The organism is Bacillus cereus group sp. MS39, assembly GCF_040448665.1.
GTDB classification, from domain to species: domain Bacteria; phylum Bacillota; class Bacilli; order Bacillales; family Bacillaceae_G; genus Bacillus_A; species Bacillus_A wiedmannii.
In genome coordinates, this window is record NZ_CP123058.1 from 1,103,025 (window position 1) to 1,130,016 (window position 26,992).

The following is a 26,992-nucleotide window of genomic DNA, read 5'->3' on the forward strand; positions in this document are numbered from 1 at the left end:
CTGCCAGTAAGCAGCAGTCTTTAAGAACCGATAAATTTAATAACAGTTGCAATGATGAAAAGTGTTGCGAAAAAACCAAATGAGACGATAAATCCTACCCCTGAATCAATAGCGTCATTGCGTTTACTTTGAACGTTCTGTTCAAAATCATTCATTTAGAATCCCTCCCCAACATTCCACTTTAGTATAAAATATTGTCAGAAAAAAATCTACAATTTCCATATGAAGAGAAATCGAGCGTTTTTACTACTTTAGATCGTTAAGGAACGTGAGTGTTTTGTTTCCAAGCATGTTAACAGTTGGCACTTATACTTGAATCTTTATTGTGAATAATAAAGGGAAGGTGATTACCGCACACCAATAAGAAACCCGGGGCTTATTGCGTGGCGTTTAATATAAATAAAGGAACGGGTCATAAAGCCTGTTCCTTTGTACTTGTAAAACGAAAGCTAGGGCAGTAGTATAAATATATATTGCCAAGTTAGGGAGTAGGAAAAAGTATGAGTGATATACATAAAAAGATTAAAAAGAAGCAGTTTGCTCCAGTGTATTTACTGTATGGAACGGAAGCGTTTTTTATAAATGAAACGATAAAGCTTATTACAACAGAAGCGCTTGAAGAGGAAGATCGCGAGTTTAATGTTGTGACATATGATTTAGAAGAAGCGTATTTAGAAGATGTGGTTGAGGATGCACGTACACTTCCTTTTTTCGGGGAACGTAAAGTGATATTAATAAAATCACCACTATTTTTAACTTCACAAAAAGAAAAATTAGAGCAAAATATAAAAATTTTAGAAGAATATATTGGAGAGCCTTCTCCATTTTCTATTCTTGTTTTTGTTGCGCCTTACGAAAAACTTGATGAACGAAAAAAAATTACAAAATTATTAAAGAAAACAGCGGACGTAGTAGAAGCGAATGCGATGCAAGTGCAGGATGTTCAGAAGTGGATTGTTGCTCGTGCAGATGAAGTGCATGTGCATATAGATAATGCAGCTGTTAGTTTGTTGTTAGAGCTTGTGGGAAGTAATGTAACGATGTTGGCGAAGGAAATGGACAAGTTAACGTTATACGTCGGTATGGGCGGAGAGATTACACCGAAACTTGTTGGGGAGCTTGTGCCAAAATCGGTTGAACAAAATGTGTTTGCTTTGACAGAAAAAGTGGTAAAAAAAGATATCGCGGGTGCGATGCAAATTTTGGATGGATTATTTACGCAGCAAGAGGAACCAATTAAACTGCTTGCGTTATTAGTAAGTCAATTCCGCTTGCTCTATCAAGTGAAAGAGTTACAGCAGCGTGGTTATGGACAAAATCAAATTGCGTCTCATATTGGTGTGCATCCATATCGTGTAAAGTTAGCGATGAATCAAACGAAGTTTTTCTCTTTTGAAGAATTAAAAAAAGTGATTATAGAATTAGCGGAAGCTGATTATAGTATGAAGACTGGAAAAATGGATAAGAAACTTGTGCTTGAGTTTTTCTTAATGCGGTTAAATCATATGTGATGAAACAAAAAGTTCACGTGCTTAGCACGTGAACTTTTTGTATATAAAAAAACGATCCAAATGGATCGTTTTTTAAACGCCTTACGCGTTTACTTGTTTCGCTAAGCGAGATTTTTGACGAGCTGCAGCGTTTTGGTGGATAAGACCTTTACGAGCTGCTTTGTCAAGTTTTTTAGAAGCAGTTTTGAAAGCTTCTTTAGCATTTTCAAGATCGTTATTAGTAACTAAAGCTTCTACAGTTTTAACAGCAGAACGCATGTCAGACTTGATAGAAGCGTTATGTGAACGACGCTCTTCGCTAAGTTTAGCGCGTTTGATAGCAGATTTGATGTTTGCCATACTTTTCACCTCCCTGGTGCAATCGAATGACTCGATTCTTAACATAGAACAAGTGATATTCTATCAAACGGTGAAGAGAATTGCAATAGTATATCAATGAAATTTCACGTAAAGGAAAGAATGACCTTATATAACTTTGGGAAATCTAACGATATTTACTATGAATTACGGAGGAGATACGATGAAAGAACCATTAGATTTAAGTAAATATAGTGTTAGAACGGACCTTGCTGTAGAGGCACATGAAATGCTGCAAGAGAGTCAAGAAGAGCAAAAAGGGATACAAGGAGTTATTGTCAAAGAGAGGGAAGAAGAAGGTATCACCATTACAAAAGTAACGATTGATGAAATTGCCTCTGAATCGATGGGTAAAAAACCTGGGAGTTATTTAACGCTTGAAGTACAAGGTATACGTCAACAAGATACGGAACTGCAACAAAAAGTAGAGCGCATTTTTGCAAAAGAATTTTCTTATTTCTTAGAAGAGGTTGGCGTTACGAAAGAAGCGAGTTGTTTAATTGTTGGCCTTGGGAATTGGAATGTAACGCCAGATGCGCTTGGACCAATCGTTGTAGAAAATGTATTGGTAACGAGACATTTGTTTCAATTGCAGCCTGAAAGTGTAGAAGAAGGGTTTAGGCCTGTTAGTGCAATTCGGCCGGGGGTAATGGGAATTACAGGAATCGAAACGAGCGATGTCATTTATGGAATCATTGAGAAGACGAAGCCAGACTTTGTCATTGCAATTGATGCATTAGCTGCCCGCTCTATTGAACGAGTAAATAGTACGATACAAATTTCTGATACGGGAATTCATCCTGGATCGGGTGTTGGGAATAAGCGTAAGGAACTTAGTAAAGAAACATTGGGTATTCCTGTTATCGCGATTGGTGTTCCGACTGTGGTTGATGCAGTTTCGATTACAAGCGATACAATTGATTTTATTTTGAAACATTTTGGACGGGAGATGAAAGAAGGAAACAAACCTTCCCGTTCTTTGTTGCCAGCCGGTTTTACATTTGGAGAAAAGAAAAAATTAACAGAAGAAGATATGCCGGATGAAAAGAGTCGGAATATGTTTTTAGGTGCTGTAGGTACACTGGAAGATGAAGAGAAGAGAAAATTAATTTATGAAGTGTTATCTCCTCTTGGTCATAATTTAATGGTGACTCCGAAAGAAGTGGATGCTTTCATAGAGGATATGGCGAATGTAATAGCGAGTGGTTTAAATGCAGCCTTGCATCATCAAATTGACCAAGATAATACAGGAGCATATACACATTGATGGGAAGAGACGATAATCGTTTAAGCCGTTTTTCGCTTTTATGTATATGTAGTGCGGCCTTATGTTTACTTATGATAATAGCAGGGGTGGCACTTGCTAATCATGGTTTGAAAAGTATGAAAGGTTATCAGCAAATGTCGTATGAACAAATCGCTCATATGACAGGAACAGAGGGTGCGGGTGCTGAATCGGAAATTTTGGGAAGTTCGTTTTCCGTTGCTGAAAAACAAAAACAATTAGAAAGCTTAAAAAGCTTTAATGTTGTAGAAGGAATTGGTATGGCAATAGCAAGTGCTACTTATGAAGTAACAAAGTTCGGAACGGATATAGTTGTTGGGAAAGTGAGAGAGATTTTTAGTTAAGGGTAGCAGGAAGAACGGTTGTCTTACCATTTTGTACGACAGCCGTTTTTAAATTTGAAAAAGGTTTGTCTCTTATGGTTTGTTCGCATAAGATATAAATAGAATGATTTGTATTGTAAGCAGCACGAGTTTTCATTGAATCTTTGCTGCTCTATTGATATAATCAGTGCTAGTGTATATTGGCGAGACTATTAGGAGTTGAGAACATAGATGAACAAAGAAGAAAGAGCAAAAAGACAGTCCAAAATCCGTAATTTCTCTATCATTGCTCATATTGACCACGGAAAATCAACGTTAGCAGACCGTATTTTAGAGAAAACAAACGCGTTAACACAACGTGAAATGAAAGCTCAATTGCTTGACTCTATGGATTTAGAGCGTGAGCGCGGTATTACAATTAAATTAAATGCAGTACAACTAACGTATAAAGCGAAAGACGGTGAAGAGTATATTCTTCACTTAATCGATACTCCAGGACACGTCGACTTTACGTACGAAGTATCTCGTAGTTTAGCGGCTTGTGAAGGTGCGATTCTTGTTGTGGATGCAGCACAAGGGATTGAGGCGCAAACATTAGCGAACGTATATTTAGCGCTTGATAATAATTTAGAAATATTACCAGTTATTAATAAGATCGACTTACCAAGTGCGGACCCAGAACGTGTACGTCAAGAGGTAGAAGATGTAATTGGTTTAGATGCATCGGAAGCTGTACTTGCTTCAGCGAAAGCTGGTATTGGTATTGAAGATATTTTAGAACAAATCGTTGAAAAGGTACCAGCTCCAACAGGTGATTCAGAAGAGCCTTTACAATGTATGATTTTCGATTCTTTATATGACCCGTACCGCGGTGTAATTGCATATATCCGTGTTGTAAATGGAACGGTAAAAGTTGGCGATAAAGTACGTATGATGGCAACTGGAAAAGAATTTGAAGTAACAGAAGTAGGTGTGTTTACACCGAAAACAACGCAACGTGACGAGTTAACAGTAGGTGATGTAGGTTTCTTAGCAGCATCTATTAAAAACGTAGGTGATACACGCGTAGGTGATACGATCACACATGCAAAACGTCCGGCTGCAGAGGCGTTAGCAGGTTATCGTAAATTAAACCCGATGGTATTCTGTGGTTTATATCCAATCGATTCTGCACGTTACAACGACTTACGTGATGCGTTAGAAAAATTAGAGTTAAACGATTCTGCTCTTGAGTTTGAACCAGAAACATCTCAAGCGCTAGGATTTGGTTTCCGTTGTGGTTTCTTAGGACTTCTTCACATGGAAATCATTCAAGAACGTATTGAACGTGAATTTAAAATCGATTTAATTACAACAGCACCAAGCGTTATTTATAAAGTTTATTTAACGAACGGTGAAGATGTTATTGTTGATAATCCATCTAATATGCCAGATCCACAGTCTATTGATCGTGTAGAAGAGCCGTTTGTGAAGGCTTCAATTATGGTTCCGAATGACTATGTTGGAGCTGTAATGGAAATTTGCCAAGGTAAACGTGGAACGTTTATTGATATGCAATATTTAGATGAAACACGTGTTACACTAACATACGAAATCCCGTTATCAGAAATCGTATATGACTTCTTCGATCAGTTGAAATCAAATACGAAAGGATATGCATCGTTTGACTACGAGTTAATTGGTTACAAACCATCGAAACTTGTGAAAATGGATATTCTTTTAAATAACGAACAAGTCGATGCTCTATCATTTATCGTACACCGTGATTCAGCGTATGATCGTGGTAAAGTAATCGTAGAGAAATTAAAAGAATTAATTCCAAGACAACAGTTCGAAGTACCAATTCAGGCGACTATCGGAAACAAGGTTGTAGCACGTTCTACAATTAAGGCAATGCGTAAAAACGTACTTGCAAAATGTTACGGTGGTGACATTTCTCGTAAGCGTAAACTTCTTGATAAGCAAAAAGAAGGTAAAAAACGTATGAAGTCTGTTGGTTCTGTAGAAGTACCGCAAGAAGCATTCATGGCTGTACTGAAAATGGATGACAACTAATAATTGATTGTTATTTCATGCGGATTGAGATAAAAAAAGAAGTCGTTTATACGGCTTCTTTTTTATGTATAATTACTTTTTAGACAACGTAGCTTCTCTCATTTACAATAGTGAGGTGGCTATATTTATGAATGATTGATATAGAGTTAGGAGACTATTAATGTCCGAAAATATTCGAAAAGATATTCACGAAAAAATACAAAATGGCAATTTTAATTGTGAAAAGGAATTGACGCTTTCTATTATTAGCGGGAAGTGGAAAGTTGTGATACTGTGGCATCTTGGTGTGGAAGGGCCTCATCGTTTTAGTGAATTACAACGATTATTCCCAAGCATTTCTCATAAAGTTTTGTCGAACCAATTAAAAGAGTTAATGGAAGATGGGATTGTTGACCGAACAGTATACCCAGAAATTCCTCCGCGAGTAGAGTATTATATGACGGAATTAGGCATGTCGCTTTTACCGATCGTTGAAATGATGTATGATTGGGGAAAAATGCGAATGGAACAAATTCGTAATACGTTAGAGAAGTGAAGATTCCTCCGGAGTGCGGAGGTTTTCTTTTTAGAAAGGTAGGAGTTATATTTGGTTCAAGCTGCATATATTCATATTCCATTTTGTCAGCATATTTGTCACTATTGTGATTTTAATAAAGTGTTTATTGAACGCCAACCGGTCGATCAATATTTAGAGTATTTAGAGAAAGAAATAATAAATACAGTTCAAAAAGTACCGTTTGATAGTATGAAAACGATTTTTGTTGGTGGAGGAACTCCGACAGCGTTAAATATGGAACAGACAAAAAAGTTACTAGATATTATAAACCGTCGCTTACGTCCATTTGCTCCAAATTGTGAATTAACATTTGAAGCGAATCCAGGTGATTTACCGAAAGAGAAGTTAAATGTATTGCTAGAAGGTGGAGTGAACCGAATTAGTTTTGGTGTGCAAACATTTCGGGATGAGTTGCTTGAGAAAATTGGGCGTAAGCATACGAGGGAAGATGCATTTGTAGCAATTAGAGAAGCGCAGGAAGTGGGCTTTAAAAATATAAATGTAGATATTATTTATGCTCTGCCAGGGCAGACGATAGAAGATGTAAAAGAAACATTAGACATTGCTTTTACGCTTGGTGTACAACATTTCTCAGCATATTCATTAATTGTGGAACCGAAAACTGTGTTTTATAACTTAATGAATAAAGGGAAATTAAGACTTCCAGGTGAAGATCATGAAGCGAAAATGTATGAAATGGTAATGGATGAAATGGAGAAACACGGCTATAGCCAGTATGAAATTAGCAATTTCTCAAAAGGTGATAATGAAAGTAGACACAATCTCACATACTGGAATAATGAGGAGTATTATGGATTTGGAGCTGGAGCGCATAGTTATGTAAATGGAGAACGTATCCAAAATGTAGGGCCGCTCAAGCAATATTTCAATAAAATCGATGAAACTGGATTTCCATATTTAGATGTTCACGCGGTGACGGAGAAAGAAAGAATGGAAGAAGAGTTGTTCTTAGGACTTCGAAAAACACAAGGTGTATCTAAAATATTGTTTCAAAAGAAATTTAATATGGAGATGAATCAAGTTTTCGCGAAGCAGTTGCAAAAAAATCAAGAACAAGGATTGCTTGAAGAGAAAGATGGATATGTTCGTTTAACGCGAAAAGGAAAATTATTAGGGAATGAAGTATTCCAATCATTTTTGATTGACTAATTAAATGTTCCATAAACGTGAAAAAGTTTCATTATTTCGTGACGTTTCCGTTGACAATTGAATGTCAATTTTGGTAAGTTATTAATAGATTTAGCACTCGAAGACAAAGAGTGCTAACAGAGGTGATGATGAGATGCTTACGGAACGTCAGCTCTTAATTTTACAAACAATTATTGATGACTTTATTGGATCAGCGCAACCTGTTGGGTCGAGGACGTTGGCTAAGAAAGATGAAATTACGTTTAGTTCAGCTACTATTCGAAATGAAATGGCTGATTTAGAGGAACTAGGATTTATTGAGAAAACGCATAGTTCTTCAGGACGTGTTCCTTCTGAAAAAGGATATCGTTTTTATGTAGACCATCTTTTAGCGCCGCAAAACTTACCGAACGATGAAATTGTACAAATTAAAGATTTATTTGCTGAAAGAATTTTTGAAGCGGAAAAGATTGCACAACAATCGGCTCAAATTTTATCAGAGCTTACGAATTATACGGCCATTGTTCTTGGACCGAAGTTAAGCACAAATAAACTTAAAAACGTACAAATTGTACCGCTTGACCATCAAACTGCAGTCGCTATTATTGTAACGGATACAGGGCATGTACAAAGCAAAACGATTACCGTTCCGGAATCTGTTGATTTATCAGATTTAGAAAAAATGGTTAATATTTTAAATGAAAAGCTGTCGGGTGTACCAATGGCAGAACTGCATAACAAAATCTTTAAAGAGATTGTTACAGTTTTACGTGGATATGTTCATAATTACGATAGTGCAATAAAAATGTTAGATGGTACATTTCAAGTTCCTTTATCGGAAAAGATATACTTTGGAGGCAAAGCAAATATGCTTTCGCAACCAGAGTTCCATGACATTCACAAAGTAAGATCCTTGCTGACGATGATTGATAATGAAGCCGAGTTTTATGACATTTTGCGTCATAAACAAGTAGGTATTCAAGTGAACATTGGTAGGGAAAACTCTGCGACGGCCATGGAAGATTGTAGTTTAATTTCTGCAACATATTCGATTGGAGAAGAACAGCTTGGAACAATTGCTATTTTAGGTCCGACAAGAATGCAATACTCTCGGGTAATTAGTTTGTTACAGTTATTTACGAGACAATTTACTGATGGACTTAAAAAGTAAATGAGAGTAATACATTCGCTCAAGTAATGAAATTTTCATTGCTGTGTGTAATATATAATGCTTAAGGAATTGTGTTCAGCATAATACCTAATACCTTTTAAGGAGGTGAATATTGTGGAAGAGCGTAACGAACAAGTGGTAGAAGAAGTAAAAGAAGCGCAAGTTGAAGAAGCTGTCACGACAGAAAACAGTGAAAAAACTGTAGAAGAAAAAAGTGAGGCTGCTCTTTTACAAGAAAAAGTAGATGAGTTACAAGCGAAGCTAACGGAAACGGAAGGTCGCACATTACGTCTACAAGCTGATTTTGAAAATTATAAGCGTCGTGTCCAAATGGATAAACAGGCTGCTGAAAAATATAGAGCACAAAGTCTAGTTTCAGATATTTTGCCAGCTCTTGATAATTTTGAAAGAGCGATGCAAGTGGAAGCAACTGATGAGCAAACGAAATCCTTGTTACAAGGTATGGAAATGGTGCATCGTCAATTGCTAGAAGCGTTGACTAAAGAAGGCGTTGAAGCGATTGAAGCTGTTGGTAAACAGTTTGATCCTAATGAACACCAAGCTATTATGCAAGTGGAAGATAGTGAATTTGAATCAAACGCGGTAGTTGAAGAATTCCAAAAAGGTTATAAACTAAAAGACCGTGTGATTCGCCCGTCAATGGTAAAAGTAAATCAATAATTTACATAAAAGTAGGAGGATTCGCCATGAGTAAAATTATCGGTATTGACTTAGGTACAACAAACTCTTGTGTAGCTGTTATGGAAGGTGGAGAACCAAAGGTTATCCCAAATCCAGAAGGAAACCGTACAACACCTTCTGTTGTAGCTTTCAAAAATGAAGAGCGTCAAGTTGGGGAAGTTGCAAAGCGTCAAGCAATTACAAACCCAAATACAATCATGTCTGTTAAACGTCATATGGGTACAGACTACAAAGTAGAAGTTGAAGGTAAAGATTATACACCTCAAGAAATTTCTGCAATCATTTTACAAAACTTAAAAGCTTCTGCTGAAGCATACTTAGGTGAAACAGTAACAAAAGCTGTTATTACAGTACCTGCATACTTCAACGATGCAGAACGTCAAGCAACAAAAGATGCTGGTCGTATCGCTGGTTTAGAAGTTGAGCGTATCATTAACGAACCAACAGCAGCAGCGCTTGCTTACGGTTTAGAAAAACAAGATGAAGAGCAAAAAATCTTAGTATATGACTTAGGTGGCGGTACATTTGACGTATCTATCCTTGAGTTAGCAGATGGAACATTCGAAGTTATTTCAACTGCTGGTGACAACCGTCTTGGTGGAGATGACTTTGACCAAGTTATTATTGACCACTTAGTAGCTGAGTTCAAAAAAGAAAATAACATTGATTTAAGCCAAGATAAAATGGCACTTCAACGTTTGAAAGATGCAGCTGAAAAAGCGAAAAAAGATCTTTCTGGCGTAACACAAACACAAATTTCATTACCATTCATTAGTGCTGGAGCTGCTGGTCCATTACACTTAGAATTAACGTTAACAAGAGCGAAATTCGAAGAGATTTCAGCAGGTCTTGTTGAAAGAACGTTAGAGCCAACTCGTCGTGCATTAAAAGACGCTGGTTTTGCTCCAAGTGAATTAGATAAAGTTATCCTTGTTGGTGGATCTACTCGTATCCCAGCTGTACAAGAAGCTATTAAACGTGAAACTGGTAAAGAACCATATAAAGGTGTAAACCCTGATGAAGTTGTAGCATTAGGTGCTGCAGTTCAAGGTGGCGTACTTACTGGTGATGTAGAAGGCGTACTATTATTAGACGTAACTCCACTTTCTTTAGGTATTGAAACTATGGGTGGTGTGTTCACGAAATTAATCGAGCGTAACACTACAATTCCAACAAGTAAGTCACAAGTATTCTCAACAGCTGCTGATAACCAACCGGCAGTAGATATTCACGTATTACAAGGTGAGCGTCCAATGTCAGCTGACAACAAAACGTTAGGTCGTTTCCAATTAACAGACCTTCCACCAGCACCACGTGGTATTCCACAAATCGAAGTAACATTCGATATTGATGCGAACGGTATCGTTAACGTACGTGCAAAAGACTTAGGAACAAGCAAAGAGCAAACTATTACAATCCAATCTTCTTCAGGTCTTTCTGATGAAGAAGTAGATCGTATGGTACAAGAAGCAGAAGCAAATGCTGACGCTGACCAAAAACGTAAGGAAGAAGTTGAACTTCGTAACGAAGCTGACCAACTTGTATTCCAAACAGATAAAGTTGTAAAAGATTTAGAAGGTAAAGTGGATGCGGCTGAAGTTGCAAAAGCAACAGAAGCGAAAGAAGCATTACAAGCTGCGATTGAGAAGAACGAGCTTGAGGAAATCCGTGCGAAAAAAGACGCTTTACAAGAAATCGTACAACAATTAACTGTTAAATTATACGAGCAAGCTCAAGCAGCTGCAGGGCAAGCAGAAGGTGCACAAGGAGCACAAGATGCTGGCGCGAAGAAAGACAATGTAGTAGACGCTGAGTTCGAAGAAGTAAAAGAAGATAAGTAATATAAATAAGTAGGATGACAAAAAGTCAAAGTCAAGCGTGCCTTGACTTTGGCTTTTTTCACGAATGAAAAGAAAAGTGTGAGGTTCTTAAGTTTTTTACTTTGCATACTGTAAGTGAGGAAACTTTGTTGCAAAGCACTTTCTTTCGGTGTTAAAATTACGTTTATGTGAAAGATTCGGGGGTTGTAAATTTATGAGTAAACGAGACTATTATGAGGTCCTTGGACTTAGCCAGGGTGCTTCAAAAGATGAAATAAAAAAAGCGTATCGTCGTTTGGCTAAAAAATACCATCCAGACGTAAGTAAAGAAGAAAATGCAATTGAAAAGTTTAAAGAAGTACAAGAAGCATACGAAGTATTAAGCGACGATCAAAAGCGCGCGCAATATGATCAATTTGGTCATGCTGGTGCAAATCAAGGTTTCGGTGGCTTTGGCGGCGGAGGAGACTTCGGCGGTGGCTTCGGTTTCGAAGATATCTTTAGTTCGTTCTTTGGCGGCGGTGGCGGTAGACGTCGTGATCCAAATGCTCCGCGTCAAGGTGCTGACTTACAATATCAAGTTACTTTAGAGTTTGAGGAAGCTATTTTTGGTAAAGAATTAAATGTTGAGATTCCAGTAGAAGATCCATGTGATACTTGTAAAGGTAGCGGAGCGAAACCAGGAACTTCAAAAGAAACATGTAAACATTGTTCAGGATCAGGGCAAGTAAGTGTAGAACAAAATACACCATTTGGTCGTATCGTAAACCGTCAAGCTTGTGGTCATTGTTCAGGAACTGGTCAAATGATTAAAGAAAAATGTACGACATGTCACGGTTCTGGTAAAGTACGTAAACGTAAAAAAATCAATGTTAAAATTCCAGCAGGTATTGATAATGGTCAACAAATTCGTGTATCTGGAAAAGGTGAAGCGGGCGTAAATGGCGGACCGGCAGGAGATTTATATGTTGTTGTTCATGTGAGAAATCATGAATTCTTTGAGCGTGAAGGAGATCACATTATTTGTGAAATGCCATTAACATTTGCGCAAATGGCACTTGGTGCTGAAGTGGAAGTTCCTACTGTTCATGGGAAAGTGAAGCTAAAAATTCCAGCAGGAACACAAACAGGAACAGAATTCCGCTTAAAAGGAAAAGGTGCTCCGAACGTACGTGGATACGGTCAAGGAGATCAATATGTAGTCGTTCGTGTTGTTGTACCGACGAAATTAACTTCACATCAAAAAGAGTTATTACGTGAATTTGCGGGACAAGAAGAGCAGGATGATAGTTTATTTGGAAAGCTTAAACGTGCTTTCAAAGGGGAATAATGGAAATGAAAAATGGAGTTGGTAAATTGTGAAATGGTCAGAAGTTAGTATTCATACAACAGAAGAAGCAGTAGAAGCTGTCTCTCATATTTTACATGAAGCTGGTGCTAGTGGAGTTGCGATTGAGGATCCAGCGGAGTTGACGAAAGAGCGCGAGCAACAATATGGTGAAATTTATGCATTGAACCCAGATGAATATCCGGCGGAAGGTGTATTAATAAAAGCATATTTCCCACAAACGGATTCTTTACAGGAAACGATTGCGGGTGTAAAATCATCTATTGATATGCTTCCATCTTACGACATCGAAATTGGTACTGGAAATATTACCGTTAACGAAGTCAATGAAGAAGATTGGGCTACTGCTTGGAAAAAATATTACCATCCAGTACAAATTTCTGATACATTCACAATTGTGCCGACGTGGGAAGAATATACACCAGCTTCTCCGGAAGAAAAAATTATTGAATTAGATCCAGGTATGGCGTTTGGAACAGGAACTCATCCGACAACAACGATGTGTATTCGTGCTTTAGAAAAAACAGTTCAGCCAGGTGATACTGTCATTGATGTAGGAACAGGTTCTGGTGTACTTAGTATTGCAGCGGCAAAATTAGGTGCGTCTTCTGTTCAAGCGTATGATTTAGATCCGGTTGCAGTGGAAAGTGCAGAAATGAATGTACGTTTAAATAAAACAGATGATATCGTGTCTGTTGGGCAAAATAGTCTTTTAGAAGGTATTGAAGGTCCTGTTGATTTAATCGTAGCTAACTTATTAGCAGAAATTATTCTTTTATTCCCTGAGGATGCAGCAAGAGTTGTGAAGTCGGGCGGATTATTTATTACATCGGGCATTATTGCAGCGAAGGAAAAGATAATTTCTGAAGCGCTAGAAAAAGCTGGATTTACAATTGAAGAAGTATTACGAATGGAAGATTGGGTAGCAATTATTGCACGAAATGCGTAATATAGATTTTAGTTTATAATGAAAAGGGGAGTCTCTCACTATAAGGTGAGGGACTTGCCGTTTGTTATATGAAAAAATGATAACGTTTCGTTCTTTTCGTAAGTGTTAACTTACGAAAGGAACGAAACTCTACTAAGGTGATTATATGCAACGTTATTTTGTAGAAGAGAAATATGTAAATGAGACAAGTATTCGCATTGTAGGTGATGACGTACATCATATCGCAAGAGTGATGCGTATGTCAGCTGGTGATCACATTTATTGCTGTGTAAACGGAAAAACAGCAATATGTTCAATTGATGAAATTACCAGTGAATTTATTAATACGGCTATTGTAGAATGGGTAGAGGCGTCAAGTGAACTTCCTGTTTTCGTGACGATTGCAAGTGGACTGCCAAAAGGAGACAAGCTAGAGTTAATTTTCCAAAAAGGAACTGAGCTTGGGGCGGCCGCATTTTTACCATTTCAAGCATCTCGCTCTATTGTAAAATGGGATGCGAAAAAAGCTGATAAAAAAGTTGAGCGTTTAAGAAAAATTGTGAAAGAAGCTGCGGAACAATCGCATAGAAGCGAAATTCCAGAAGTGCATGCTCCGGCATCATTTAAGCAATTGCTTTCAATGAGTAATGAGTATGATGTATGTCTTGTTGCGTACGAAGAGGAAGCAAAACAAGGTGAGAAATCCAATTTTGCTAAAGCTTTAACGACGATGAAACCAGGTCAAAAACTATTGATTGTATTTGGACCAGAAGGTGGTTTAGCGGAGGAAGAGATTACTACGCTTCGTGAACATAAATTTGTACCATGTAGTTTAGGACCAAGAATTTTAAGAACAGAAACGGCGCCGTTATACGCGTTAAGTGCTGCTTCGTATCATTTTGAATTGATGGGGTGATGATCAATGTCAACTGTTGCGTTCCATACGTTAGGTTGTAAAGTAAACCACTATGAAACAGAGGCCATTTGGCAATTGTTTAAACAAGGTGGATATGAAAGAACTGAATATGAAAAGAAAGCTGATGTATATGTTATTAATACGTGTACAGTAACGAATACGGGAGATAAGAAAAGCCGTCAAGTTATTAGACGTGCTGTTCGTCAAAATCCGGATGCGGTTATTTGTGTAACGGGATGTTATGCACAAACATCTCCAGCGGAAATTATGGCGATTCCAGGCGTAGATATTGTAGTTGGTACACAGGATCGTGAAAAGATGTTAGGATACATCGAAGAATTCCGCAAAGAGCGTCAACCAATTAATGCTGTCCGCAACATTATGAAAACACGTGTATACGAAGAACTGGATGTACCTTATTTCACGGATCGTACACGTGCATCTTTAAAAATACAAGAGGGTTGTAATAATTTCTGTACATTCTGTATCATTCCTTGGGCACGTGGTTTAATGCGTTCTCGTGATGGAAAAGAAGTTATTAAACAAGCGCAGCAATTAGTAGATGCAGGTTATAAAGAAATCGTATTAACAGGTATTCATACAGGTGGGTACGGTGAAGATATTAAAGATTATAACTTAGCTGGATTACTTCGTGATATGGAAGCGGAAGTAGGCGGATTAAAACGTCTACGCATTTCTTCTATTGAAGCGAGTCAGATTTCAGATGAAGTAATTAAAGTGTTAGATAAGTCTGAAGTAGTTGTACGTCACTTGCACATTCCATTGCAATCTGGATCTAATACTGTATTAAAGCGTATGCGTCGTAAGTATACGATGGAATTTTTCCAAGAGCGTTTAGATCGATTGAAAGAAGCGTTACCAGGCCTTGCGATTACATCGGATGTAATTGTTGGTTTCCCAGGTGAAACAGAAGAAGAATTCATGGAAACATACAATTTCATTAAAGAGAATCGCTTCTCTGAGTTACACGTATTCCCTTACTCAAAGCGTACAGGAACACCTGCAGCGCGTATGGAAGATCAAGTTCCTGAAGATGTGAAGAATGATCGTGTTCATCGTTTAATTGAACTATCTAACCAATTAGCGAAAGAGTATGCATCACAGTTTGAAGGGGAAGTGCTTGAAATCATTCCGGAAGAGCAATTTAAAGAGGGCGACCGTAAAGGGTTATATGTAGGCTATACGGATAACTACTTAAAAATTGTATTTGAAGGATCAGAAGAGTTAATTGGTAAGCTAGTGAAAGTGAAAATTACGAAAGCTGGTTATCCATATAACGAAGCGCAATTTGTTCGTGTTCTTGAAGATGATGTAAAAAAAGAATCAGCAAGCGCATAAAATGAAACTTTAATGAGTGAGGTTTTTGTTCCTTCCCACTAATTATCAGCCGGATTACTACCTAAGTTCTTTGCTTTTGCTGAATTTTGAGGTGGGGGTCTTACTGCCCGGCAAATAGTGGGATAAAAAAAGCATGCAAACGGAAACGATTTGCATGCTTTCTTTTTTTCGTGGAGAAGTTAAGTACTGAAAAGACAGGTACGTCGAATGAGTAGTTGTTTCGTACATTCCTGCATTAAAAAAGATGTAATGATAAAAATATAGTTGTTTTCAGGGGAAAAGGATAATAGCTATCTACATAGCTTTTGAACAGGAAAGGGCATCTATTCTTCTTTTATTCTGCCAAATAGTTGACCTGAAGTGATAAAATGTATTATAATCGTAAAAGACATGCTGAAGAAGGGTTTCTTTTTGCATGCTGAAATTAGTATGTAAGTGTGATGTTTCGGAGGGAGGGAAAGAGAATGTCAAAAACAGTCGTTCGTAAAAACGAGTCTTTGGAGGATGCACTTCGCCGTTTTAAAAGATCGGTTTCTAAAACTGGTACACTTGCTGAAGCAAGAAAGCGCGAGTTTTATGAAAAACCAAGTGTAAAACGTAAGAAGAAATCTGAAGCGGCAAGAAAGCGTAAATTCTAAGAGAGGGTGTAAGTTATGAGTCTTCTCGGTCGTTTAAACGATGATATGAAACAAGCGATGAAGAATAAACAAAAAGAAAAATTAACCGTTATTCGTATGGTTAAGGCTGCTTTACAAAATGAAGGTATTAAACTGCAACATACTCTTACTGAAGAAGAGGAATTAACAGTTTTAGCTCGTGAAGTAAAACAGTATAAGGACTCCCTCCTTGAATTTAAAAAAGCTGGTCGTGAAGACCTTGTTAATAAACTGCAAAGTGAAATTCAGATTTTAAGCGCATATTTGCCGGAGCAATTAACAGAAGAAGAACTAGCGAGTGTAATTAAGCAAGTTATTTCTGAAGTTGGTGCAACTTCTAAAGCAGATATGGGTAAGGTGATGACTGCTGTTATGCCGAAAGTAAAAGGTAAAACAGACGGATCACTTGTGAATAAGTTGGTTATCCAGCTATTAGCATAAAAAAACGTCTCATTTCGTATGAGACGTTTTTTTATGCTTTTTTTCAGTTTGGACGTGATATTACAAGCTCTTTTTTCATACATATGGGATGAGAGGGGGTCTTTTGAGATGAAAAAATTAGAACAAATGAAGAATTGGTTAACAAAGCAAATAGACCTGCCAGTGGATGTGCTAATGGATCTACCTCGGATCACGCTTGTTGGGCAAGTGCATATCTATATAGAAAATCATCGGGGTTTATTAGTGTTTTCAGATAAAGAAGTAAGATTGTTATTAAAGCACGGTCAATTATTAATTAAAGGGCAATCCTTTATTATTAAAACAATCCTTCCAGAAGAACTTTTGCTTGAAGGAATAATTGAGCAAGTGACGTTTTTAGAAAACGAAAAAAAAGAGGAGTGAGGGAAACTTCCATATGTGAAGTTTTTCTTCGTTATTTTCGTGATTCGACCTTACTATTCAGTTTATCTCGCTATTTATGGGCGGTAGAACTCTTTATTTCATTTTCGTACGAGCTATTTTGATAATTAAAGTGAAAAAAGTAGTGTGTATACTTTTGGAAAGGTAGTGGAGATAGTAGATGAAAAATAAATGGTTTATAAAGTGGCTTGGATATGTAAAAGTACGAATTGAAGGTAGAGGTGCGGAACGGTTCGTTAACGAATGTGTACGTAGAAGATTATTAGTTTGGGATGTTAAGAAGATTGCTGATGAAACGTTAGTTTTTTGTATGTTATTACGAGATGTGAAGAAAATAAAACCAATTTATAGAAAAAATGAATGTAAACTATATTTTATTGGGCGTTACGGTTTTCCTTTTTTGAATAAGCGTTTAATTAAAAATAGTGGATTCTTAATTGGTTTTTTAATTTTCTTTTTTGGCATGATTGCATTATCCAATATGGTTTGGAAAATTGAAATTACAGGAGCGAAACCTGAAACAGAATATATATTGATGAAAGAATTGGACAAAATGGGTATTAAAAAAGGAAAATTACAATTCCAAATGCCTAATGTAGAAGATGTACAACGTCATTTGACAGACAATATTAATGCGATTACTTGGGCGGGATTAGAAATAAGAGGAACGACGTACCATTTTAAAATTGTTGAAAAAAACGAGCCGAAAAAAGAAAAGGAACAAAGGCCGCAAAATTTAGTTGCAAAAAAAGAAGCGATTGTGACAAAAACATTTGTTGAAGTAGGAAAACCAGTTGTCTTGAAAAATGACCATGTCGAAAAAGGACAGCTTCTCGTATCAGGGATATACGGTAATGAGGAGAGTCCGACGATTGTTTCGGCGAAAGGTATTGTATATGGAGAAACGTGGTACACATCTGAGGTGAGTGTACCACTAAAGACGCAATTTCAAGTATATACTGGCAATGCATATAATGAGCATTACCTTACATTTGGGAGTGCGAAAATAAAAATATGGGGATTTCAACATGATAAGTATAAACGCTCTCGTACTGAAAGTGTAAAACACGATGTGAAACTATTTGGTTTTACACTGCCGATCGCGTATGAAAAAGATATTGTACGAGAAGAGGAAGAAGCGAATCGGGAATATACAGAAAAACAGGCAATGAAAGTAGCGAAAGAGATGGCTGAAAAAGAACTAAAGAAAAAATTGGATGAACATGCTATGATTGTAAGTGATAAAATTTTGAGTAAAGAGGTTGAGGCGGATCAACTAAAAGTCACATTGCATTATACTGTGATCGAAAATATTGCAGAGCCACAACCAATATCCGAATCCGATATTCAAGGAGACTGAGTAATGGCAGAACAATTAGTAGAAATGAACCAACAATTGGAAAATGCTAACGAAGCAATCGCTCTTTTTGGAGTCAATGATGCTCATTTGAAAGTAATTGAACGGGAATTGAATGTATCGATTGTAACTAGAGGTGAAACTGTTCATGCATCTGGAGCAGTTGAAACTGTGACACTCGTAGAAAAAATCTTACAGCAATTACTTGTTGTTATTCGAAAAGGTATATCAATTACAGAAAGAGATGTTGCGTATGCAATTCAGCTCGCACAACAAGGGAAAATTGCTCAATTTGAAGAGTTATATGAAGAAGAAATCTTTAAAACGGCAAAAGGTAAATCCATTCGTGTAAAAACAATGGGGCAAAGAAGATATATTCATGCAATGAAGAAGAATGATATTGTATTTGGAATGGGACCTGCTGGGACTGGGAAAACATACTTAGCTGTAGTAATGGCTGTGAGAGCTTTAAAGCAAGGGTATGTAAAGAAAATTATTTTAACGAGACCGGCTGTAGAAGCTGGAGAAAGTTTAGGTTTTTTACCAGGAGATTTGAAAGAGAAGGTAGATCCGTATTTACGTCCATTGTATGATGCTTTGCACGATATTCTTGGACAAGAATATACGCAACGTATGATGGAGCGAGGGGTAATTGAAATTGCACCTCTTGCTTATATGAGAGGGCGTACGCTCGATGATTCATTTGTTATTTTAGATGAAGCGCAAAATACAACGGGTGCACAAATAAAAATGTTTTTAACTAGATTAGGTTTTAGTTCTAAAATGGTTATTACGGGGGACCCTTCACAAGTAGACTTACCAAAAGGGGTAAAATCAGGGCTTTCGCTAGCTTCTAACATTTTATCTGGTGTATCAGGTCTTTCATTCATTACATTAGAACAAACGGACGTTGTGAGGCATCCGCTGGTGCAACGTATTATTGAGGCATATGATAAAATGGAATGATCCTATTTGTCAGGATCATTTCTTTTTGTATTAAGGTTGGCGAACGGCATATTTTTTACTATCATAAAAGATAAGAGAAATAAACTATAGGTGCTGGTGTATCAAAATGTTACTTAAAAGTATCGTTGGCTAGAAGAAATGAAAGCTATAAATAGTTTCACTTTATTTCTGGAGAGGAGAAGGTATTGAAATCATGTTAAGATCTGAAGAAGTTTCTAAGTGGTTTCGTAATTTACAACATTCGAAAAAACTAAGTTGGATTTCTTACGTTTTATTAGGAGCAGTGCTGTTTTTTGCACTTATGAATAATGTAAAACCAGAGCAATTAGATGTTGATATGTATTCTATTGCGAAAAAAACAATTCATTCTCCTATTAAAATTGAAGATAAGGTTATAACGGACAGAAAAAAACAAGAGGTCGCTCAAAAAGTTGGGGATCAATATACATATAGAAGTGAATATAAACAAAATAGAGTAGATATTGTAAATGATGTTTTTGCTAAGGTAAATGAAGCAATTCAAGAGATGAAAGCTGCTGGACCTGAAGAGCAAAAAAAGATGACCGATGCAAATAAATTAGAAAAATTGAAGAAGAAGTTGCCATCTAATTTAACAAAGGAATTATCGGATGAGAATTTATTATATTTTATTAATGCAGAACCGGATCAATTAGAATTAGCAAAGAACGCGGCTCTAACGTCTATTAGTGTTATTATGGGTGGAAATATTAAAATGTCCGAAGAAATAGCAGCAAAAGAGCGATTTGTTAATGAAATGAAAAGCCTCAATGTGAATAGTGGATTGAAGGAAGCTGTGAACGCGCTAGGATCATATGCGATTACAGCAAATTATTTTTATGATCCGGCTGTAACGAAAGAGAAGAAGAAAGCGGAAGAAGATTTAATTCCACCTGTTTATATTCTTCAAGGACAAGTTATTGTTAGAGAAGGTGAAACAATTTCAAGTGATATGTATAATCAGTTGAAATTAGTCGGTTTATTAGAGAAAGGTAATAGTTTTCAGCCTTATGTTGGATTAGCAGTGCTCATTGGTGTGTTACTGTACTTTATGCATAAGCAGTTTGAAGTATTTTTACAGCGTAAAAGAGAAGATAGACCGTATATTTTAGCGTATATTACAATTTTATCTATCACGATTGTTTTAATGAAAACGATTAGTTTGTTTCAAAAGCTTGAATATGCAGGAATTGCGTATGTTGTTCCGGTTGCGATGGGAACAATACTTGTAAAACTAATGATTGGCGATCGGTTTGTATTTTTAACAAGTATGATTTTTTCTGTGTGCGGAAGTATTATGTTTAATGAAGGGGTAACAAGTACACTGAATTATAGTGTAGGTATTTATGTGTTGTTAAGTTCATTATCAGTAAGCATTTTCTTAAGAGAAAAAAATCGTCGTACGATGATTTTGCAAGCTGGTATACTCGTTTCTATCTTAAATGTGGTCGTCTTAGCGGCGTTATTATTATTACGTAATGGGAATTTTTCACCTCTTGAAATTGGAACGCAACTATTGATGGCTTCCGTTTCAGGAATTATCTCATCCGTTTTGGCTATGGGGATATTACCGTATTTAGAGAGTGGACTTGGAATTGTATCAAGCATGAAGCTTATGGAACTATCAAGTCCGAATCATCCGCTTTTACGTAGAATTTTGTTAGAAGCGCCAGGAACGTATCACCACAGTGTAATGGTAGCGAATCTTTCTGAGGCAGCGTGTGAAGCGGTTGGAGCAAATGGTGTATTAGCACGTGTAGGGGCGTATTATCATGATGTAGGAAAAACAGTACAACCGCAATTCTTTATTGAAAACCAGATGGGAATTGAAAATCCACATGATAAATTAGATCCTGTGACGAGTAAAGATATTATCATTGCTCATGTAACAGATGGAGTCAGAATGCTCGAAGAATACCATATTCCGCAAGAAATTATCGATATTGCTGGACAACACCATGGTACAACATTACTTAAATATTTTTATTATAAGGCGATTAAAGAAGATAAAGAAAAATATACAGAAGAGATGTTTCGCTATCCGGGATCAAAAGCAACTTCTAAAGAGTCGGCAATTGTTGGTATTGCTGATAGTGTTGAGGCGGCGGTACGTTCTATGAATCACCCAACGCCAGATCAAATTAATAATTTAGTACAAAGTATTATTAAAGATCGCCTGCAAGATGGGCAATTTAGTGAATGTGATTTGACGTTTAAGGAACTACAAATCGTTGGAAAAACGTTATGTGAAACGTTAAATGGTATTTTCCATTCGCGTATTACATATCCGGAACCACCGGAAGAGAAGGAGAAAGAATGAGTTTATTAATTGATTTCATTGATGAAACAGAAGAAGTGAAAGAAGAATATGTGAATTTAATTCGTGAGATATTAGAAAAAGCAGCTCAAATGGAAAAAATAGAGGATGGTGCGGAGTTATCAGTGACATTTGTAGATAACGAACGCATTCGCGAGATTAATCGTGATTACCGAGATAAGGATCAGCCTACTGATGTCATTTCCTTTGCTATGGAAGAAATGGGAGAAGGAGAAATGGAAATTGTAGGTGCAGAGATGCCTCGTATGTTAGGTGACCTTATTATTTCTATTCCGAGAGCGAAAGAACAAGCTGAAGAGTATGGACATTCTTTTGATCGTGAACTTGGCTTTTTAGCGTTACATGGCTTTTTACATTTACTTGGTTATGACCACATGACAGAAGAGGATGAAAAAGAAATGTTTGGAAGACAAAAAGAAATTTTAGAGGCATTTGGATTAGGTCGATGAAAAAAGGAAAACTTATAAATAGTTTTGGATATGCTATAGCAGGTATATTCTTTTGTCTTCGTCATGAACGAAATATGAAAATTCATTATGTAGCCGCAGTCATTGTTATATGCTGTGGCTTTTATTTCCATATTACGAAAGTAGAGTGGATGGTATTACTTATTGTAATAGGAATTGTAATGAGTTTAGAGATGGTAAATACGGCTGTGGAGAAAACAGTAGATTTAGCGACTACCGATATACATCCGTTTGCGAAAATTGCAAAGGATGTCGCAGCCGGATCGGTTTTATTGTTTGCGATAATAGCCGTTATAATTGGTGCTATTATCTTTTTGCCGTATGTGGTATAGTTGCATTCCAAAGCTTTTATGAAGCTTTGAAAGTGCTGTAAAGGCCTTTAATAAGAGAGTGTATCTTATTCACAGCTGTGGACAGGAAGGATGCGGGAATATGAATAGTAAACAATTAATTCAAGAAGCAATCGAAGCGCGTAAACAAGCGTACGTACCATATTCTAAATTTCAAGTAGGTGCAGCATTATTAACACAGGATGGAAAAGTATATCGTGGATGTAATGTTGAAAATGCATCATATGGTTTATGTAACTGTGCAGAAAGAACAGCTTTATTTAAGGCGATTTCTGAAGGAGATAAAGAGTTTGTAGCTATTGCAGTTGTAGCGGATACAAAGCGTCCGGTACCTCCTTGTGGAGCATGCCGACAAGTTATGGTAGAATTATGTAAACAGGATACGAAAGTATACCTATCAAATTTACATGGTGACGTTCAAGAGACTACAGTTGGAGAATTGTTACCAGGAGCATTTTTAGCGGAGGATTTACATGAATAGAAAAGGTTATAAATCAGGTTTTGTCTCTATTATTGGCAGACCGAATGTTGGAAAATCTACATTTTTAAATCGTATTATCGGCCAGAAAATTGCCATTATGAGTGACAAGCCACAAACAACTCGTAATAAAATTCAAGGCGTATATACAGAAAATGATTCACAAGTAATTTTCATTGATACACCAGGAATACATAAACCTAAACATAAATTAGGCGACTTCATGGTGAAGATGGCTCAAACGACATTAAAAGAAGTTGATATTGTTCTGTTTATGGTCAATGCAGTTGAAGGATTTGGTCGTGGTGAGGAATTCATTATTGAGAAATTAAAAGAAACGAAACAACCAGTATTTTTAGTAATTAATAAAATTGACCAACTTCATCCAGAGCAATTATTAGAGTTAATTGATCAATACCGTAAACTATATGAATTTGCAGAGATTGTACCAATTTCTGCATTAGATGGCAATAATGTGGATGCTTTAATTGGAACAATTAAAAAGTATTTACCAGAAGGACCGCAATACTACCCAGATAATCAAGTAACGGATCATCCAGAGCGATTTATTATTTCAGAGCTTATTCGTGAAAAAGTATTACATTTAACACGTGAAGAAGTGCCGCACTCTGTAGCGGTTGTTATTGATGCAATTCAAAAACGTGAGGGCGGAGCGGTTTATATAAACGCAACGATTGTTGTTGAACGTGCATCACAAAAAGGAATTATTATAGGTAAGCAAGGAAAGATGTTAAAAGAAGTCGGTAAGCGAGCTCGTTTTGACATTGAAGCATTACTTGGTTCTAAAGTATTTTTAGAAGTATGGGTAAAAGTGCAAAAAGATTGGCGTAATAAAATGTCTCAGCTTCGTGACCTTGGTTTCCGCGAAGACGAGTACTAAAATAGAGTAAAGCTGTAATCAGCGGATGTTTTGTTCATCCGCTGATTATTGGTTTTTATGAGTTTTGATAAATTAGGAAAAATTTTTCTCACATGAAAATGGACAAAATGGGTCAATTTAATAACAACAAAGGAAATTGGTTTATAGGCTACGCTTATTGAGAAAGGTGGATTCTTATGCTAGATTTTACCTGGAAGTTTTTCTCCAAAACAGGAAGCATTGAAACGTACTTGCTTTTGAAAGAAATGGAAAAAGACGTAAACGATGAGATGGATCAACATGAAGAGGAGCTAGCGCATCTAGACTCTCCAATTTCTTGACCCGTTTTGTTCAAACCTTGGATGGTGACGAACATGTTTCAAAAAGTTGAGGGCATCGTTATCCGTACGACAGATTACGGAGAAACGAACAAGATTGTTACAATATTCTCAAGAGAATTGGGTAAGGTAAGTGCAATGGCAAGAGGAGCGAAAAAACCGAAAAGCCGGTTAGCATCTGTTTCGCAACTTATGACCCATGGTAATTTTCTTATTCAAATGGGATCTGGACTTGGAACTTTGCAACAAGGCGAGATTATTTCAACTATGAAAGAAATTCGCGAGGATATATTTTTAACTGCTTATGCATCATTTATTGTTGAGTTAACTGATAAAGCAACAGAAGATAAAAAACATAATCCATATTTATTTGAAATGTTATATCAAACGTTGCATTATATGTGTGAGGGTGTTGATTCAGAAGTATTATCATTAATTTATCAAACGAAAATGCTTCCGGTATTAGGGATGCGCCCGTACTTTGATACATGTGCGATTTGTCATCAAGAAACAGATTTTGTCGCCTTCTCTGTCCGGGAAGGCGGTTTTCTGTGCTCGCGTCATGCTGAGCAAGACCAGTATCGTATACCAGTGGGAGAAGCTGTTCATAAATTATTACGTCTTTTCTACCACTTCGATTTACATAGACTTGGCAATGTATCGGTGAAGGATAGCACAAAAAAACAAATGCGTTTAGTATTGAATACATATTATGATGAATATTGCGGGATTTATTTGAAGTCAAGACGTTTCTTAGAACAACTTGATAAGTTTCAAATATAATTTGGGGCCGTATACGGTCCTTTTTACATCCTATCTTTTTCAAATAGCATATTTAGTATATAATATTTAAGAGATAGTATAACTTTTTTCGTTGTGCATTAAAGGTGGTGATTATCATAGAGCTGAATAAACGGCAAGAACATATCATTCAGATTGTAAAAGATCACGGTCCTATTACAGGGGAGTCAATTGCTGCGCAATTAGGATTAACACGTGCAACGCTAAGGCCAGACTTAGCAATTTTAACGATGGCTGGTTATTTAGAAGCGCGTCCACGCGTAGGTTATTTTTATACGGGTAAAACCGGGGGGCAGCTATTATCTGAGGCTGTTAAGAAAATTAAAGTGCAAGATTATCAATCTAGACCAGCTGTAATTGATAAAAATGTATCAGTATACGATGCGATTTGTACAATGTTTTTAGAGGACGTAGGTACCTTATTTGTTGTAGATCAGGCGATTCTATTAGTTGGTGTTGTGTCTCGTAAAGATTTATTAAGAGCTAGCCTTGGAAAGCAGGATTTAACCTCTCTTCCGGTTAATATTATCATGACAAGGATGCCAAACATTACGATGTGTCGTAGAGAGGATTCTTTATATGATATTGCGATGGAATTAATAGAAAGACAGATTGATGCGATGCCGGTTGTGAAAGATACGAAGCAAGGTTTAGAAGTGATTGGACGAATTACAAAAACAAATATTACACGTGCGTTTGTAAACTTAGTAAATAACGAATAAGTGTAATTTGTTTAAAGTGAGGTAATATAATGGATAATAAAATCGTATATGTCGTATCTGACTCTGTTGGAGAAACGGCTGATTTGGTTGTTCGAGCAGCGATGGGGCAATTCCCATTTGCTCCTGATATTAGACGTGTACCGTATGTAGAAGATACAGGGACATTAAAAGAAGTGATTTCGATTGCTAAGAGCAATCAAGCGCTTATTTGTTTTACGTTAGTAAAGCCTGACATGCGTCAGTATTTAGTGACAGAGGCTGCGAGAGAAGGCGTAGAGGCATATGATATTATCGGGCCTCTTATCGATCAAATTGAAGAAATTACAGGGCAAGTACCAAGATATGAGCCGGGTGTTGTTCGTAGATTAGATGAAGAATACTTTAAAAAGATTGAAGCGATTGAGTTTGCTGTAAAGTATGATGATGGTAGAGACGCGCGTGGTATTTTAAAAGCAGATATCGTGTTGATTGGGATTTCGCGCACATCAAAAACACCACTTTCTCAATATTTAGCTCATAACAAACGTTTGAAAGTTGCTAATGTACCGCTCGTACCAGAAGTAGATCCGCCTGAAGAGTTATATCAAGTGGCTAAAGAAAAATGCTTCGGTTTGAAAATTACGCCAGAGAAGTTGAATCATATTCGAAAAGAGCGATTGAAATCACTTGGACTAAGTGATGGTGCAACATATGCCAATATTAATCGTATCAAAGAAGAAATTGATCACTTTGAGAATGTAGTTGGTAAAATAAATTGTCAAGTAATTGATGTATCGAATAAAGCGATTGAAGAAACAGCCAACATTATTGTGAATGCAGTGCAAAACCAAAAATTGTTTTAGCACATTTACCAAAGGTGAATGTGCTTTTTTCGCTCGTGAGAAACACAATACCTGTTGATTTCGTAATAGATTATAGCGGAGTGGTTATACTTATATTCTTCTGTCTTTTTATTATGCTAAAGGCAGGGTTTCGTTATCCTGAAATAGAAGATGAAAAAATAAAGGGATATGTAGCGTAGTTGAAGAAAATATATTATAATAAAAAATTGTGATAAAAACCTATATTTTACGTTTAGACTTTAATTTTTCAGAATAAACTAGGGATAGGATTTACGAAAAGACATGTAATTACGTTAAATCGACAAAATCTATACAAGAAAACGCACATTATGGAAGGATTCGCAGAAGGGATGTAGAATACAGAAATATGCAAAACATCAATATCGTATTAGTTGATGCAGATGCATAGCCTGTGAATGCTGAAAACTGTGCAAGTTG

The 26,992-nt window shown here is 36.7% G+C and carries 29 protein-coding genes; 27 read left to right on the forward strand and 2 right to left on the reverse strand.

Annotation, left to right across the window (positions count from 1 at the left end; genetic code table 11):
* Nucleotides 1–20: 20 nt before the first annotated feature.
* On the reverse strand, nt 21–155 hold the full coding sequence (locus QEP67_RS05745) for a YqzM family protein (RefSeq protein WP_000997609.1): 135 nt from the start codon (nt 153–155) through the stop codon (nt 21–23).
* 345 nt (nt 156–500) lie between these two features.
* Here QEP67_RS05745 and holA point away from each other — a divergent pair, with 345 nt between their 5' ends.
* Nucleotides 501–1,511 (forward strand): DNA polymerase III subunit delta, encoded by a 1,011-nt coding sequence (holA, locus tag QEP67_RS05750; RefSeq protein ID WP_001279932.1) that lies wholly within the window; start codon nt 501–503, stop codon nt 1,509–1,511.
* An 81-nt stretch (nt 1,512–1,592) separates the two neighbouring features.
* Here the strand turns inward: holA and rpsT are convergent, their stop codons facing one another.
* Nucleotides 1,593–1,850 (reverse strand): 30S ribosomal protein S20, encoded by a 258-nt coding sequence (rpsT, locus tag QEP67_RS05755; RefSeq protein ID WP_001274014.1) that lies wholly within the window; start codon nt 1,848–1,850, stop codon nt 1,593–1,595.
* A gap of 181 nt (nt 1,851–2,031) precedes the next feature.
* Between rpsT and gpr the strand changes: the two genes are divergently transcribed.
* The 26 genes from gpr to QEP67_RS05885 all read left to right on the forward strand — a co-directional run bounded on the left by gpr (nt 2,032) and on the right by QEP67_RS05885 (nt 26,554).
* Complete coding sequence (gpr, locus tag QEP67_RS05760) at nt 2,032–3,135, forward strand: GPR endopeptidase (RefSeq protein ID WP_000662625.1); 1,104 nt, start codon at nt 2,032–2,034, stop codon at nt 3,133–3,135.
* A complete protein-coding gene (locus QEP67_RS05765) occupies nt 3,132–3,497 on the forward strand; it encodes a YqxA family protein (protein ID WP_002107663.1) in 366 nt (121 codons plus the stop codon). Before gpr ends, QEP67_RS05765 begins: the two co-directional genes overlap by 4 nt.
* A gap of 210 nt (nt 3,498–3,707) precedes the next feature.
* Nucleotides 3,708–5,531 (forward strand): elongation factor 4, encoded by a 1,824-nt coding sequence (lepA, locus tag QEP67_RS05770; protein ID WP_001030960.1) that lies wholly within the window; start codon nt 3,708–3,710, stop codon nt 5,529–5,531.
* A 160-nt stretch (nt 5,532–5,691) separates the two neighbouring features.
* Nucleotides 5,692–6,066 carry a helix-turn-helix domain-containing protein gene (locus QEP67_RS05775; RefSeq protein WP_001293536.1) on the forward strand — a complete coding sequence of 125 codons (375 nt, stop codon included), beginning with the start codon at nt 5,692–5,694 and terminating at the stop codon, nt 6,064–6,066.
* Between the two features lie 51 nt (nt 6,067–6,117).
* Nucleotides 6,118–7,257, forward strand: a complete 1,140-nt coding sequence (hemW, locus tag QEP67_RS05780; protein ID WP_000249446.1) for a radical SAM family heme chaperone HemW — start codon at nt 6,118–6,120, stop codon at nt 7,255–7,257.
* Nucleotides 7,258–7,390: 133 nt separating this feature from the next.
* Nucleotides 7,391–8,407 carry a heat-inducible transcriptional repressor HrcA gene (gene hrcA / locus QEP67_RS05785; RefSeq protein ID WP_000954944.1) on the forward strand — a complete coding sequence of 339 codons (1,017 nt, stop codon included), beginning with the start codon at nt 7,391–7,393 and terminating at the stop codon, nt 8,405–8,407.
* Nucleotides 8,408–8,521: 114 nt separating this feature from the next.
* Nucleotides 8,522–9,088: a nucleotide exchange factor GrpE gene (gene grpE / locus QEP67_RS05790; protein WP_000392716.1), complete on the forward strand. Its 567-nt coding sequence runs from the start codon at nt 8,522–8,524 to the stop codon at nt 9,086–9,088.
* Between the two features lie 26 nt (nt 9,089–9,114).
* On the forward strand, nt 9,115–10,950 hold the full coding sequence (gene dnaK / locus QEP67_RS05795) for a chaperone protein DnaK (protein ID WP_000034697.1): 1,836 nt from the start codon (nt 9,115–9,117) through the stop codon (nt 10,948–10,950).
* 193 nt (nt 10,951–11,143) lie between these two features.
* Entirely contained in the window at nt 11,144–12,259 is a 1,116-nt protein-coding gene (dnaJ, locus tag QEP67_RS05800; RefSeq protein WP_000043954.1) for a chaperone protein DnaJ, read from the forward strand.
* A gap of 28 nt (nt 12,260–12,287) precedes the next feature.
* Nucleotides 12,288–13,226 (forward strand): 50S ribosomal protein L11 methyltransferase, encoded by a 939-nt coding sequence (prmA, locus tag QEP67_RS05805; protein WP_000872122.1) that lies wholly within the window; start codon nt 12,288–12,290, stop codon nt 13,224–13,226.
* Between the two features lie 145 nt (nt 13,227–13,371).
* On the forward strand, nt 13,372–14,121 hold the full coding sequence (locus QEP67_RS05810; protein ID WP_001190150.1) for a 16S rRNA (uracil(1498)-N(3))-methyltransferase: 750 nt from the start codon (nt 13,372–13,374) through the stop codon (nt 14,119–14,121).
* A gap of 6 nt (nt 14,122–14,127) precedes the next feature.
* Nucleotides 14,128–15,480, forward strand: a complete 1,353-nt coding sequence (gene mtaB, locus QEP67_RS05815; RefSeq protein ID WP_000108690.1) for a tRNA (N(6)-L-threonylcarbamoyladenosine(37)-C(2))-methylthiotransferase MtaB — start codon at nt 14,128–14,130, stop codon at nt 15,478–15,480.
* Between the two features lie 464 nt (nt 15,481–15,944).
* Nucleotides 15,945–16,118, forward strand: a complete 174-nt coding sequence (rpsU, locus tag QEP67_RS05820) for a 30S ribosomal protein S21 (RefSeq protein WP_000048061.1) — start codon at nt 15,945–15,947, stop codon at nt 16,116–16,118.
* 15 nt (nt 16,119–16,133) lie between these two features.
* Entirely contained in the window at nt 16,134–16,577 is a 444-nt protein-coding gene (locus QEP67_RS05825) for a GatB/YqeY domain-containing protein (RefSeq protein WP_353706542.1), read from the forward strand.
* 108 nt (nt 16,578–16,685) lie between these two features.
* Entirely contained in the window at nt 16,686–16,979 is a 294-nt protein-coding gene (gene yqfC, locus QEP67_RS05830) for a sporulation protein YqfC (protein WP_000732264.1), read from the forward strand.
* Between the two features lie 178 nt (nt 16,980–17,157).
* The gene (gene yqfD / locus QEP67_RS05835; protein WP_000792503.1) at nt 17,158–18,357 is read left to right on the forward strand and encodes a sporulation protein YqfD; all 1,200 of its coding nucleotides are present in this window, start codon (nt 17,158–17,160) and stop codon (nt 18,355–18,357) included.
* Nucleotides 18,358–18,360: 3 nt separating this feature from the next.
* Nucleotides 18,361–19,320 (forward strand): PhoH family protein, encoded by a 960-nt coding sequence (locus tag QEP67_RS05840; protein WP_000840500.1) that lies wholly within the window; start codon nt 18,361–18,363, stop codon nt 19,318–19,320.
* Between the two features lie 193 nt (nt 19,321–19,513).
* Entirely contained in the window at nt 19,514–21,658 is a 2,145-nt protein-coding gene (locus tag QEP67_RS05845; protein ID WP_000946271.1) for an HD family phosphohydrolase, read from the forward strand.
* Complete coding sequence (gene ybeY, locus QEP67_RS05850) at nt 21,655–22,125, forward strand: rRNA maturation RNase YbeY (protein WP_000054689.1); 471 nt, start codon at nt 21,655–21,657, stop codon at nt 22,123–22,125. The genes QEP67_RS05845 and ybeY overlap by 4 nt, the downstream gene beginning before the upstream one ends.
* Nucleotides 22,122–22,475, forward strand: coding sequence for a diacylglycerol kinase family protein (locus tag QEP67_RS05855; protein ID WP_000715485.1), 354 nt, complete (start codon nt 22,122–22,124; stop codon nt 22,473–22,475). The genes ybeY and QEP67_RS05855 overlap by 4 nt, the downstream gene beginning before the upstream one ends.
* 100 nt (nt 22,476–22,575) lie before the next feature.
* Nucleotides 22,576–22,974, forward strand: coding sequence for a cytidine deaminase (locus QEP67_RS05860; protein WP_001086293.1), 399 nt, complete (start codon nt 22,576–22,578; stop codon nt 22,972–22,974).
* Entirely contained in the window at nt 22,967–23,872 is a 906-nt protein-coding gene (era, locus tag QEP67_RS05865) for a GTPase Era (protein WP_001080239.1), read from the forward strand. The genes QEP67_RS05860 and era overlap by 8 nt, the downstream gene beginning before the upstream one ends.
* 176 nt (nt 23,873–24,048) lie before the next feature.
* The gene (locus QEP67_RS05870; protein ID WP_000883924.1) at nt 24,049–24,192 is read left to right on the forward strand and encodes a YqzL family protein; all 144 of its coding nucleotides are present in this window, start codon (nt 24,049–24,051) and stop codon (nt 24,190–24,192) included.
* 33 nt (nt 24,193–24,225) lie between these two features.
* Nucleotides 24,226–24,972: a DNA repair protein RecO gene (recO, locus tag QEP67_RS05875; protein ID WP_000487012.1), complete on the forward strand. Its 747-nt coding sequence runs from the start codon at nt 24,226–24,228 to the stop codon at nt 24,970–24,972.
* Nucleotides 24,973–25,079: 107 nt separating this feature from the next.
* Nucleotides 25,080–25,712: a helix-turn-helix transcriptional regulator gene (locus QEP67_RS05880; RefSeq protein ID WP_000583754.1), complete on the forward strand. Its 633-nt coding sequence runs from the start codon at nt 25,080–25,082 to the stop codon at nt 25,710–25,712.
* Nucleotides 25,713–25,741: 29 nt separating this feature from the next.
* Nucleotides 25,742–26,554, forward strand: a complete 813-nt coding sequence (locus QEP67_RS05885) for a pyruvate, water dikinase regulatory protein (RefSeq protein WP_000368948.1) — start codon at nt 25,742–25,744, stop codon at nt 26,552–26,554.
* Nucleotides 26,555–26,992: the final 438 nt, after the last annotated feature.